Origin of the sequence: Paenibacillus sp. NPDC056933, assembly GCF_042674385.1 — a bacterium.
In the GTDB taxonomy this organism is placed as follows: domain Bacteria; phylum Bacillota; class Bacilli; order Paenibacillales; family Paenibacillaceae; genus Paenibacillus.
In genome coordinates this window covers 566,912-579,979 of the sequence record NZ_JBHUQN010000001.1, presented here as the reverse complement: position 1 = coordinate 579,979, position 13,068 = coordinate 566,912, and the positions used below count along the sequence as shown (strand labels likewise).

The following is a 13,068-nucleotide window of genomic DNA, read 5'->3' as shown; positions in this document are numbered from 1 at the left end:
GACAACCTGTTCATGCATTCGAACAGGGGTGGTGATTTAACCACCAGCACGTGCGAGTTCACGCATGTTGGCTTCAAAGGCAGCCAGCAGGGCCGCCTCTCCGGTCAGACCCGTCGCCTGAATCCGTTCAATCTGCTCAGTCATCCGTTTGAAGTCCTTCGGTATAACCCGAACGAATTGATCAACCGATTGCTGCCAGTTATCCAGAATGCGCTGACCAGCCGCACTGCCTGTATTGGCAACGTGGCGCTGGATCATGCCCCTTAGATCTGCACTTTCGGACACATCTTCGATACGCTCCAAAAGTACCATTTCCAGGTTACAACGTTTCAGGAATGTACCTTCCGGATCATAAACGTAAGCAATCCCTCCAGACATCCCGGCTGCAAAGTTACGACCTGTATCCCCCAGAACGACGACACGTCCGCCCGTCATGTATTCACAGCCATGGTCACCCACACCTTCGACAACCACTTTGGCCCCCGAGTTCCGCACGGCGAACCGCTCACCTGCGATTCCGCGAATGTAGGCTTCACCACTGGTTGCTCCATACAGAGCAGTGTTACCAATAATGATGTTATCCTCTGCATCAAATGTTGCTTTTGGTGAAGGCATCACAATCAGTTTACCTCCGGACAATCCTTTACCCACGTAGTCATTGGAGTCCCCTTCAACGGTCAAGGTCATGCCTTTAGGTACAAAGGCTCCAAAGCTTTGTCCGGCAGAGCCGACAAATTTGAATTGAATCGTATCTTCCGGCAATCCTGCGAGGCCATATTTGCGAGTGATCTCACTGCCCAAGATGGTACCTACCGCACGGTTAACGTTTGTAATTGGAAGTACCGCTTCTACCGGCTGACCGGATTCGAGCGCTGGCTGTGCCAATGGCAGCAACTTTTGCATATCCAACGTTTCTTCCAACTGGTGGTTCTGATGCTGTGTACGGTAACGTGCAGAGCCTTCCGGCATTTCAGGCACATGCAGCAGGACAGACAGATCTACACCTTTTTTCTTCCAATGATCGACAGCTTCCACGGTTTCAAGGCAATCTGTACGGCCTACCATCTCCTGGATAGTACGGAAACCAAGCTCAGCCATAATTTCGCGAACATCTTCCGCAACAAAACGCATGAAGTTGACGACATGAGCTGGATCACCTGTGTAATTTTTACGCAGCTCCGGATTTTGTGTCGCTACACCGACTGGACATGTATCCATTTGGCAAACACGCATCATGATACAGCCAAGTGCAACGAGTGGAGCTGTAGAGAAACCATACTCTTCGGCTCCAAGCAGTGCTGCAATGGCCAGGTCACGACCGTTAAGCATTTTTCCGTCCGTTTCCAATACGACACGGTCACGCAGATTGTTCAGCATCAGTGTTTGATGTGTCTCTGCAAGGCCCAACTCCCAAGGCATCCCCGCGTGACGAATCGAACCTTGTGGAGATGCACCCGTACCCCCGTCATAACCACTGACAAGAATAATGTCGGCACGTCCTTTGGCAACACCTGCAGCGATTGTACCCACACCGACTTCTGACACGAGTTTTACATTGATCTCTGCACGAGGATTGGCATTTTTCAAGTCATAGATCAATTCTGCCAGATCTTCAATCGAGTAGATATCATGATGCGGCGGTGGAGAGATCAGACCTACACCTGGTGTGGACCCACGAACTTCAGCAACCCAAGGATACACTTTACGTCCTGGCAGCTGTCCACCTTCACCTGGTTTCGCTCCCTGTGCCATCTTGATTTGAATCTCGTCGGCATTGACCAGATAGTTGGACGTAACTCCGAAACGACCGGATGCCACTTGTTTGATCGCACTGCGGCGAGAATCACCGTTGCTGTCTTTAATGAAGCGAGCCGGATCTTCCCCGCCTTCACCTGTATTGGATTTACCACCAACACGGTTCATGGCGATAGCGAGATCTTCGTGTGCCTCTTTGCTAATCGAACCGAAGGACATTGCCCCTGTTTTGAAGCGGCGCATGATGTCTTCCACGGATTCAACTTCATCCAATGGAATTGCAGGACCGACCGGTTTCAGCTTCAGCATGGAACGAATGGTCAGCAACTGATCATTTTCGCCTTGCACGAGTTTGGAATACTTTTTATACAGTTTGTAATCCCCGGTACGTACTGCATGCTGCAGCGTATGGATCGTTTGCGGATTGAACAGATGCTCCTCTCCGTCGTTACGCCATTGGTATTCACCGCCAGAGTCCAGCACTTTGTCATTGCCGTCTTTGTCCGTAAAGGCACGGTTATGATGGGTCAACGCTTCTGCTGCCACTTCTTCCAGTCCAATCCCGCCAATTCGGGAGGGCGTCCAGGTGAAGTAACGGTCAACGAAGTCCGATTTCAGACCTACGGCTTCAAAGATTTGAGCTCCACGATAGGATTGAATCGTCGAAATTCCCATTTTGGACAATATTTTAATAACGCCCTTGGTAGCGGCTTTAATATAGTTTTTGACAGCTTTTTCATGCGAGATGCCACGCAGCAGTCCCTGCTGAATCATGTCATCCAACGTTTCAAATGCCAGATACGGGTTCACGGCACTTACACCGTAACCAAGCAACAAGGCATAGTGATGAATATCACGCGGCTCTGCCGATTCCAGCAAAATGCTGACTTTGGTTCTGGTTCCTTTACGAATCAGATGGTGATGCAAACCTGCTACTGCCAGCAATGCTGGAATAGCCGCATTCTCGGCGTCCACACCACGGTCGGATAGGATCAGAATGTTATGACCTTTGTCAATGACACGATCCGCAGCTTCGAAGAGCAGTTCCATCGCTTTGCGAAGTCCTTCTGCGCCTTCTTTGGCTGTAAAGAAGATCGGGATCGTCATCGAACGGAAGCCCGGACGACGAACGTGGCGAATCTTCGCGAAGTCCTCATTCGACAATACCGGTGTATCCAGACGAATCTGGCGACAGCTCTCGGGTTCAGGGTTCAGCAAGTTCCGCTCAGGTCCAATCGTTGTTGCCGTTGACGTGACAATCTCTTCACGAATCGCATCAATCGGCGGGTTGGTGACTTGGGCAAACATTTGCTTGAAGTAGTTATACAACCGCTGCGGACGATCCGACAGTACCGCCAGCGGTGCATCATAACCCATGGAACCCGTAGCTTCCATTCCTGTTGAAGCCATCGGCTCCAACACTTTGCGTAATTCTTCAAATGTATATCCATAGGCCAGTTGAAGCTGGGTCACGTTATCATGTTTTGGATCAGGCAGCTCCGGTGCGTCCGGCAGCTCATTCAGATCCATCAGATGCTCATCGAGCCAATCCTGATATGGATTTTCTGCTGCAATGAGTGCTTTTACTTCCTCATCAGCAATGATGCGGCCTTGCTCTGTATCTACAAGCAGCATACGTCCTGGACGCAGGCGGTCTTTGTAGAGAATTTCTTCTGGTGCGATATCAAGCACCCCAACCTCGGAGGACAAAATAATGCGGTCGTCCTTTGTTACATAATAACGTGCAGGACGCAGGCCATTACGGTCAAGTATTGCTCCGATCTGCAAACCGTCGGTAAAGGCCATCGCTGCCGGTCCATCCCAAGGTTCCATCATCGTGCTGTGGTATTCGTAGAATGCCTTTTTGGCAGGGTCCATTCCCTCGTCTGTGCTCCAAGGCTCCGGAACCATCATCATGGCCACATGTGGCAATGAACGGCCGCTCAGATACAGAAACTCCAGTGTGTTATCAAACATCGCCGTATCCGAACCATCCGGATTGATAACCGGTTTTACTTTGGAGATATCATTACCGAACAATTCACTCTCGAACAACGACTGGCGTGCATGCATCCAGTTCACGTTGCCACGCATCGTATTGATCTCACCGTTGTGGATCATGAAACGATACGGGTGCGCACGTTCCCAGCTCGGGAATGTATTCGTACTGAAGCGGGAGTGAACGAGCGCAATCGCGGATTCCACGAGATTTTCCTGAAGATCCAGGTAGAACTGTCCAACCTGTTCGGTTGTCAGCATGCCTTTGTATACGATTTTGCGACAGGACAAGCTTGGCAGGTAGAACGAACCACCTTCTGCTTCATCCGCCGAATAACGAATAGCCAGCTCTGCACGTCTGCGAATGACGTACAGCTTCCGTTCAAATCCCAATTCATCCTTAATATCCGCCGATCTGCCAATGAACACCTGACGTACATAAGGCTTCGCCGCAAGTGCAGAGCGTCCCAGCATTTCATCAAAAGTAGGTACATCACGGAAACCCAGGAACGTCTGGCCTTCTTCTTCAATGATGTTCTTGAGGCTCTCTTCATGTGCGCTGCGAATCTCAGGGTTCTGGGAAAGGAATAGCATCCCCACACCATAGAATCCCTGTTCTGGCAATGCAAAGCCGAGACGTTCCGCTTCCTGTGCAAAATAGCGGTGTGGAATCTGGATCAGAATACCGGCTCCGTCACCGGAATTGGGCTCGCTTCCCTGTCCTCCGCGGTGCTCCATGTTACTGAGCATGGTCAGTGCCTGACTTACGATGTCGTGTGAAGGTACTCCTTTGATATTGGCAACAAAACCCATGCCGCATGCATCTTTTTCGAACTGTGGGTCATACAGACCCTGTTTGGGAGGTAATCCGATGTGTCTCATGGAACGCAACCTTTCTATAATGAAGTTTTCGGAAAGATCAAGAACATAGGCAACAGGCAACAATGAAACGGGAGGAGCTGGCCTTTCGATAAGAGCCTGCTGAATGAACGAGGGCGACAGTTGTCACTGTCCCGGTTAAGAGCGCTGCTATTGAGGCAGACACCATGAATTGAGATGAGCTGATCGGACAATCCGACAAACAGCCTAGTATAACAACAATACAACCGCTGGCACGGTCGCTGAAATAAAACGACGTTTTTTGATTATAGTTCTATTATTTTAACACCGAGCTAACATCAGCGCAATTTAAACTTTTTAATACCTCTGATAAGAAATGTTTTGCAGTACAGCTTTAGTGTAATGACGTTTAAATTCATCTCTTTTTCGAATAATTATACACATTTTATGTCAGAGTACAACTGATTTTAATTACAGTCAAAAGAAAATCATTCCATATGTGGCCTGTGTTTATCCATATTCCGGTCAAATCTTCAAACCTTGTTCAAGAGAATTTCTGCATCCCTATGCATTTGTATACAAAAAGAGCCTGCAACCCATTTTTGGGTCACAGACTCTTTGCACTATTTGACTACTATATTGCATAATTTTGATACTTAAGTCCAAAGTTTATTTTCAACATTTTGTCCTGCTCCGGGTCCAATTCCGCTTAAGCCGTCACGACTTGACCGGATTCGGCCATTTCGACTTCTTTTTTGGGACGTCTGCCGTTCCAAAGGAAGAAAGCCAAGGTTAACAGCACAGATACACCCGCATAGATGGCCAGAATTCCAGCCTGATGCCACATCACATCGAAATTGCCACTCGATACAACGGCCTTGAAGCCCATAATGCTGTGCGTCATTGGTAACCAAGGGCTAAATGCTTGCAGCCACGATGGAATCAGCTCTACCGGGAAGGTTCCCGCACTTGCTGCCAGCTGGAAGACCAACAACAATATGACGACATAACGTCCAGGCAGATCAAGCCAAGTTACAAGGGCCTGAACAATCAACATGAAGGTCAGTCCCGTAATGATCGTGAACAGATAGAACAGCGGAACGCTGTGTATCTCCAGTCCAAGACCGTATAACATGAAGCTTGCAACGATCACCGATTGGAAAATGCTCATGGAGCCAAATACCAATGTACGGCTGACAAAACGATTCCAGCCTGTTGCACCCGGTACAGAGGTTTCACGCATTTTCAACACAATCGTAGAAATCAGTGATCCTACAAACAAACCGATGGACAGGAAGAACGGCGTCAACCCTGTACCGTAATTGCTCACATTCTCTGCGGTGTCCTCAGACGTATTCACAGGTTCAGCGAACATGTTTACCACGTCGTCTGTTTTCTTGACTTCTGACGTTTTTTGAGCTGCATCATTCAGCTTGGTAGCCAGCTCATTCGATCCATCTTTCAGCTCAGTGAGACCGTCAGCCAGTTTGCCTGCTCCGTCACCCAGTTGCTTGGAACCGTCTGTGAGTGAACTTACGCCACCGCTAAGCTTACCTACACCCGTTTGCAGGGCAGTTGTTCCCGAGCCCAGTTGTTTGGCTCCATCTGCGAGCAGCGTACCGCCACTTGCAGCTTCGCCGAGCTTGCCACTGAACTGCTTGAGGCCATCGGTGAGCTTTGCTCCGCCTTGGCTAAGCTGTCCGGCGCCTGCCAGCAATTGCTGCTGACCATCCACCAGTTGGTTCGCACCCGCCAGAAGCTGCTTCTGCCCTCCATGCAGCTCGGCTGCACCTGCTGCCAGCTGCTGATTTCCCTGGTGCAGTTGATCCGCACCCGCTGCCAGCTTCTGCTCGCTCTCATGCAGCTGCTTGCTTCCGTCTGCAACAGCTGCGCTGGCTGCAAGCAACTTCTGCACATCCTCGCTGGCTGCCAGTTCCGGGTTCGATGCAGCAAGCTGCTTTAACCCGTCAGCAACGCCCTGAGCACCGTCAGCCACCTTGCTGCTGCCGTCTACTGCCGATTGCAGACCAGTTGCCAATGTGCCGCTGCCTTGTACTGCACTTTGCAGACCCTCGGACAGTTTCGCGCTGCCCTGCTCGGACGACTGCAACCCTGCTTGCAACTTGCCTGCGCCATCCACGGAAGATTTCAGTCCGGTTTCGAGCTTTGCACTACCATCCTTCAACTGGTCTGCACCGCTCTGAAGCTGACTCGTAGCCGCCGCTTGAAGCTGCTGCAACCCGGATACCAGATTCGTGGTTCCACTTTCAAGTTTGGTTGCACCCGTGTGCAGTGCATTGACTCCATCACTTAATGGGGATAATCCTTCCTGAAGTTCCAGTGTTCCAGAAGCCAGCTTCGCCAGATTATCCTTGAGCTTCACAGCTCCGTCATCCAACTTGCCTGCACCTGTATTCAACTCGCCTGCGCCGTCGCCAGCTTCAGCCAATCCGTCGGATACTTCGGAGAATTTGTCGAGCAGCGTCTCCGCATAGGATTCTGTAACTTTGGCCGACACCTTGGCTTTCAGATCCTTGATTGCCGTCTTGCCAATCTGTGCGCCCACGAAACTGTAATTACCATTCGGTTCGTAGATCAGGTCAGCTGGCTCTGGGTTGTCATCAAGCAGCGTGGTGGCCTGGGATGAGAAGTTTTCCGGGATCGTGATTTGCATATAATATTTGTCATTTTCCATGCCTTCTCTGGCCTGACTGGCACTGACAAAGTCCCATTTAAAATCTGCATTTTTCTTCAGCTCATCAATGAGGTCGTTCCCTACATGCAGCGACTTGCCCTCCAACTCGGCGCCCTTATCCATATTGACAACGGCAACAGGCATTTCATCCACATGACCGTACGGGTCCCAGTAAGCGGCCAAATAGATACCGCTATACAGAATCGGAATAAACATAATGGCGATAACGGGGATCAATACTTTCGGGTTTCTCACGGCCGATCCCACATCCTTGAAAAACACGGATAAAGATTTCATGTCATTTTCTCCCCTTATTCTCTCTGCTCCAAGAGCAGGGTAACCATAGTGAAATTAATTTGATGTGTTCCAGAAATTTACCGAAACACTTATTGACCACTTTACTCAAACGGTCATTTTAGAGCAAAAAACAAACCTGTCTCCCGACAAGCCTCACTGCTTTCGTGCAAATGACTAACCCATATTATAGTAGAATAAAATCAGGGCTACGTTGCGGCAGCAATTCCTTCCATTAAGAAAAGGCGAAAGTAATTCTTGATTTCCTCCTTGCTCAGCGGTTCGTGTTGCTTGCTCCAGTCTGAAGTGAGGGCGATGTACAAACGAATCATCATAAAGGCTACTACCTGTGGATCGCAGTCGCGAATCTCTCCATTGCTTCTTGCCTTCTCAAGCTCACGAGCCAGAAAATCGGAGATGACCTTCTCCACTTTTTCCAAACCTTCCTTGGCCTGAAGTGTACCAAAATCCTTAAGCTCCTGGGACAACTTAACCAGCAAATCGTGATCACGTCGAAATTCCAGCAACGAATCAAGCACACGAAACAGATTATCAAAAAAGGCACTTTCCTGATGAACTTCACGGTGAGCAATGTTCTTCATTTCCTGAATCACTTCCACCAGGATTTGGTCAAACAATTGTTCTTTATTCGTAAAGAAAGTGTAGATCGTTCCCTTACCAACGTTTGCAATCTTCGCTACCTGATCCATCGTGGTTGCCTTGTATCCAAACATGGCGAACGACTGCGCGGCTGCATGAATGACCTGCTGTCTCCTGTCAATCGGAGCCATCATATCCCTCCTCATTTTCATTGATCGTCCTGTTGAATGACCAAAAATACAATTCAGTCACTCGGTCAAAAACAAGATTACCACTCTCATTATCAGATTGCAACCCTAACATTAAAAATTTGTGTTAATTTTTTTTAACCGAAATGCAGTGGAAACTGCTTCTATCCTCGTCTATAGTGTATGATGACTCCAATAAACGGGTAAAGACGAAGTTTCGATGTATCAGAACATTAACTGTAGTGTAAATATGTAACGAATGAACATGATTTTCCGCTTCGCTGTATATTCATGTAGTAATGCATCGTGCGGTATGAACATTAAATTTAAATTGATGAATAAAGGTGAACTCATGCGAAAACCAAGAGTGCTCTTGTTATCCGAAGGTTTCGGCACCGGTCACACACAGGCCGCCCATGCGCTCGCAAGCGGCATTAAAAAAATTAGTCCACATGTGCATAGCCGGGTGATTGAGCTCGGCAAATTTTTGAATCCAACGATGGCTCCACTTATTCTGTCCGCATACCGGAAGACACTATCCGTTCAGCCCAAGCTGGTCAGTCTGCTGTATCGGACGCAGTATAACAAATCGCTGAACGGATTCACGAAATTGGCATTGCACCGGATTTTCTATACGCAGACTGCTCAAGTCGTGTCCCAATTGAAGCCCGATGCCGTCATTTGCACGCATCCTTTTCCGAATGCAGTCATCTCCCGGCTTAAGCGCCAGGGGCTCAATATTCCGCTGTACACGCTCGTCACAGACTACGACGTACATGCAACCTGGATCAATCCCGAGGTGAACAAATATCTGGTTTCCACACCACAGGTAAAGGCTCTGCTTGAAATCAGAGGTGTTGAACCCTCACGAATTCAAATTACCGGTATTCCTGTACATCCCGACTTCTGGGAAGCAGGAGACAAGGTGGGTCTACGGCAGGAAATGGGCCTCCAGAACATGCCTACTGCCCTGCTAATGGGCGGAGGATGGGGACTTTCTTTTGATGAAGAGCATATGAAGGCCCTCACCTCCTGGGCGGATCGCGTTCAGTTGCTGTTCTGTCTGGGAAGCAATGAGAAAATGATTGCAAAGCTGAAGGAGATGTCCTGCTTCCAGCATCCGAATATACGCATTCTAGGGTATACCCGGGAAGTCAGCAAACTGATGGATGTATCTGATGTACTGATTACGAAGCCAGGCGGCATGACCTGTACAGAGGCACTGGCAAAAGGATTACCGATGCTATTCGTACCTCCGTTGCCTGGTCAGGAAGAAGAAAACTGTGAATATTTTGTACAAGCCGGATACGGTCAGGTTATTCACTCTGCTGACGTCATTACCAACCGTTTCAGAGAGTTATGTGACGGAACTGCATCAGTTCAAGCTGAAAGTCAGCTGAAAGCAATGCACAAACCCAGCAACAAATCCAGCTATGATCCGACGTGCTGTGCCCAGGCTGTCCATGATTTATTGTTCCCGGCTACAGCCGAACTGACATCCGCGCCCAAGGAGCGCTTCACAGCCGGGATAGGAGCCACTTCACTGTCAGGTACCCGAATCCCATTCTAGCAGCTCTATGACCCCTTCAAGACGTTCTACGAGGGTATTTCATATCCGTAGGCCATATACAAAGAAGGTTCCCCTCCGTTAACTGGAAGGGAACCTTCTTTTTTCATTCATTTTTCCGTATGATTTACTGAAAAAAAGGGTAATGTTAATAACAAACCCTCATCAAAAATAAAATAAAAACAACGAAATAAAACTGCGTTCAAGGCATCTCAAGAGTTGATATTGTCAGAACATAGTTAACTACCCTGCCTGTTTGCAGAATTTATAGGTATTTTACTTGTAAAAAGTATGATGCCCGATGGTTTTCACTTTTTTCTGGGAATGAGCCACTGTCAGATCATCTGCGAGCGTCAATGACAGGAAATAATACGTATCATCGGCTACTTCCTTTTTCCCATTTAACGCCGCGTTCACTGCCTTGACCGTGTCCTCATTGGGAGTTACACGCTTCAAGCGCCCATTCGCTACAGGGCTAAATTGGGATTTCTGATAGATCACTTTGTAAATGGTATCGGGAAAATTGGCTGACCGCAGCCGGTTTAAGACAACATTGGCAACTGCCACTTTGCCTTCGTACGGTTCACCTTCCGCCTCTGCCATGACGATTTTTTGCAGCAGAAACAGCTCTTTATCGGACACACTGTATGACCAGGTCGCAAGTTTTGAGTCTTCCTGATTCAGAAGTTTGGTCCGCGTAAAGTAAAGTTTTTTGGGGGGAGTGGTAATTGCAGCTACCGCTTTGGCACGCTCTACCTTTGCCAATTTCAGAGCAGCCTCTTTCTTTGCTTTGGCCGCAGCTGCAGCTCGGGCCGCATGTTTAGCTTTGGCTTCCTTCAGTTCCTGCTCTTCCTGAGCAGACGTCAGCCAGTTCTTGGCAGGGAGCGAATTAGTCCAGTTACTAGTCTGGATAGACCCATCAGCAGACAGACTTGTCCCGTCTTGCATCATTCGCCTGTCCCCGTTAAAAGAATTTTCGCTATTTTCCACAGAAGCCGCGAGTTCGGTCATCTGTTTGCTATCACTTGCCTCATTCCACTTTCCAGTCGCCTGAACGACATTAGCCCCCACTATACATACAAGCAGCACAGATAACATCGGTGCCACCCAACGATTCTTGCTTATAATATCCATTCGAAGATTCCTCCTGTCGAAACAATTCCCTAATCTAAGTAACCACAAAAAAAGAATTTGAATAACGTTGGCTAATATTACATAGGGAATAACGTAATGTCAATGTGATTTTATGTCATAATAATGAGTTTCAGGAAAAAGAAAACGCATCCACGGCCTCATACATAGGCGTCTGACCTGGCTGTGTCACATATAGCACAAAATCTTGGATCAACCACGAATTAACACCCAAATCCTGTTCAGGAAGAACCCCAAATATTCCTTTATCCTCATTTACTGGGACCTGTCCCAGAAATTTTCTCGCAATGGTAATATGCGGAGAATAAGGTCTCAATTCCGCCTCATATCCAAGGGTTGAAGTCGCTTCCACGATTCGTTTTTGCAACAGATTCAGTTGCCCCAGTTCCCCTTCAACACCTCTCCATAGTACCTTCGGTGCTTCTTCCAAACCGAACGTTCCCCACCCGGAGACTTGCAGCTCAAAAGGCTGGAATCCGGCGCCTGCCGAGCGCAAGGTTTTGCGAAGTTGCCCAATGTCACTAACAAGGGTATCCCCCAGAAATTGCAATGTAATATGATAATCCCGATGATCCGTCCATTTGCGAAAATCAAGTTTTCCCTGCACGAGTTCGGCAGACAGGCGAAGTGAATGTTGAATATGTGCCGGCAACTGAAGTGCAATAAATAATCTTTCCCGTCGTGACGGAAGGTCATTATATGAGTACTTATTCATGGTAGACACCTCTTCTAAAGTTCGTTTTATTATTTCACAGTCGTCTCTATGGTTTCAAGTTGGTTAAATATAGAGTGACACAATTTCTGGGATTTGCACATGAGGCTGCATTCCTGCCTTTTACGCACATCATCTTCTTTTCTGCTACACTAAAAATACAACACAATTGAAATTCAGGAGGCCATTACCCATGGGCAAAATTGTATGTTTCCCTTCATTATCCACGGAACAGCGACAACGTATTCTGAACGCTGCACCTGGCTACTCACTTACGGTTGGCAAAGCCAAGGAGATTGACTCATCGGAGTTAAAGGAAGCCGAAATCATCGTTGGCTGGTCTCCTTTGGTGACCGAGCATGCGCTGAAAAAAGACAGTTCTCTGAAATGGGTTCAGGTCTGGTCTGCAGGTGTGGACAACCTTCCTTTCTCCGAATTGGAAACAAAAAACACACTGGTAACCAGTGCTAATGGCGTACACGCCATTCCCATTACCGAAATTATTCTGGGTATGATGTTATCCCACAGCCGCTGGCTGAGACAAGCCATGTTGCACCAGCAACAGGCAGAGTGGAAATCGCCAGGCAAGCCACTGCCTGAACTGCACGGCAAAACAGCAGTCATCGTCGGCGTCGGAGAGATTGGATCAGAAACCGCGCGCATTCTCAAAGCTTTAGGTATGAAGGTGATCGGAGTGCGCCGCTCCGGAAAAGATGTTCCGAATGTAGACCACATGTACACCATGTCCGGCTTCCATGAAGCTCTGAGGCAGGGCGATTATGTCATCAATATTTTGCCACTTACGGATGAAACCCATCATATCTATGATCAGACTGCATTCGAACATTTCAAGTCCGGTGCCTGCTTTGTCAATGTTGGGCGTGGTCCAAGTGTAAATACGGAAGCTCTTCTTAGTGCATTGGACAGCGGACAGGTTGCCTTTGCGGCACTTGACGTATTCGAGGAGGAACCTCTCCCTTCCGATCATCCATTATGGGGCAAAGACAACGTTCTGATTACGCCGCATATTGCCGGCAGTACAGAGCAATACACTGAACGGGCACTTGATATTTTCGTGCAAAACCTGGAAGCTTATGTCGCTGGTAAAACTCTTCCGCGTAATTTAGTGGATTATAGTCATAAGTACTAAAATATCCATTTTATTCTATGCGAAATTGTACAAATCCTTACTTAGGTATTCCCTTACCAATCCAAACAAAAACCTCCAATTCGGAAAAAAATCTTTCCTGATTGGAGGTTTCTTCTA

Annotated in this window: 7 protein-coding genes; 2 read left to right on the top strand and 5 right to left on the bottom strand. The window is 48.1% G+C overall.

Going from position 1 to position 13,068, the window contains the following annotated elements; all coding sequences use genetic code 11:
* Positions 1–36 precede the first annotated feature (36 nt).
* The 3 genes from gltB to ACFTRD_RS02430 all read right to left on the bottom strand — a co-directional run bounded on the left by gltB (position 37) and on the right by ACFTRD_RS02430 (position 8,373).
* The gene (gene gltB, locus ACFTRD_RS02440) at positions 37–4,635 is read right to left on the bottom strand and encodes a glutamate synthase large subunit (protein WP_379377590.1); all 4,599 of its coding nucleotides are present in this window, start codon (positions 4,633–4,635) and stop codon (positions 37–39) included.
* A 667-nt stretch (positions 4,636–5,302) separates the two neighbouring features.
* Positions 5,303–7,585: a YhgE/Pip family protein gene (locus ACFTRD_RS02435; protein WP_379377589.1), complete on the bottom strand. Its 2,283-nt coding sequence runs from the start codon at positions 7,583–7,585 to the stop codon at positions 5,303–5,305.
* A 206-nt stretch (positions 7,586–7,791) separates the two neighbouring features.
* Positions 7,792–8,373, bottom strand: a complete 582-nt coding sequence (locus tag ACFTRD_RS02430) for a TetR/AcrR family transcriptional regulator (RefSeq protein ID WP_062323809.1) — start codon at positions 8,371–8,373, stop codon at positions 7,792–7,794.
* Positions 8,374–8,722: 349 nt separating this feature from the next.
* On the opposite strand from ACFTRD_RS02430, the gene ACFTRD_RS02425 reads away from it, so the two are divergent.
* Positions 8,723–9,940: an MGDG synthase family glycosyltransferase gene (locus ACFTRD_RS02425; RefSeq protein ID WP_379377588.1), complete on the top strand. Its 1,218-nt coding sequence runs from the start codon at positions 8,723–8,725 to the stop codon at positions 9,938–9,940.
* 273 nt (positions 9,941–10,213) lie between these two features.
* Here ACFTRD_RS02425 and ACFTRD_RS02420 read toward each other — a convergent pair whose 3' ends face one another.
* Both ACFTRD_RS02420 and thpR read right to left on the bottom strand, forming a co-directional pair.
* A complete protein-coding gene (locus tag ACFTRD_RS02420; protein WP_379377587.1) occupies positions 10,214–11,071 on the bottom strand; it encodes a cell wall hydrolase in 858 nt (285 codons plus the stop codon).
* A 130-nt stretch (positions 11,072–11,201) separates the two neighbouring features.
* Positions 11,202–11,804, bottom strand: coding sequence for an RNA 2',3'-cyclic phosphodiesterase (thpR, locus tag ACFTRD_RS02415; RefSeq protein WP_379377586.1), 603 nt, complete (start codon positions 11,802–11,804; stop codon positions 11,202–11,204).
* A 190-nt stretch (positions 11,805–11,994) separates the two neighbouring features.
* Here thpR and ACFTRD_RS02410 point away from each other — a divergent pair, with 190 nt between their 5' ends.
* The gene (locus ACFTRD_RS02410) at positions 11,995–12,951 is read left to right on the top strand and encodes a D-2-hydroxyacid dehydrogenase (RefSeq protein ID WP_379377585.1); all 957 of its coding nucleotides are present in this window, start codon (positions 11,995–11,997) and stop codon (positions 12,949–12,951) included.
* The last annotated feature ends 117 nt before the right edge of the window (positions 12,952–13,068 follow it).

Excerpts from the sequence above, each read along its gene's own strand:
- gltB (WP_379377590.1), bottom strand. The coding sequence starts at position 4,635 with ATGAGACACATCGGATTACCTCCCAAACAGGGTCTGTATGACCCACAG.
- ACFTRD_RS02435 (WP_379377589.1), bottom strand. The coding sequence starts at position 7,585 with ATGAAATCTTTATCCGTGTTTTTCAAGGATGTGGGATCGGCCGTGAGA.
- ACFTRD_RS02430 (WP_062323809.1), bottom strand. The coding sequence starts at position 8,373 with ATGGCTCCGATTGACAGGAGACAGCAGGTCATTCATGCAGCCGCGCAG.
- ACFTRD_RS02425 (WP_379377588.1), top strand. The coding sequence starts at position 8,723 with ATGCGAAAACCAAGAGTGCTCTTGTTATCCGAAGGTTTCGGCACCGGT.
- ACFTRD_RS02420 (WP_379377587.1), bottom strand. The coding sequence starts at position 11,071 with ATGGATATTATAAGCAAGAATCGTTGGGTGGCACCGATGTTATCTGTG.
- thpR (WP_379377586.1), bottom strand. The coding sequence starts at position 11,804 with ATGAATAAGTACTCATATAATGACCTTCCGTCACGACGGGAAAGATTA.
- ACFTRD_RS02410 (WP_379377585.1), top strand. The coding sequence starts at position 11,995 with ATGGGCAAAATTGTATGTTTCCCTTCATTATCCACGGAACAGCGACAA.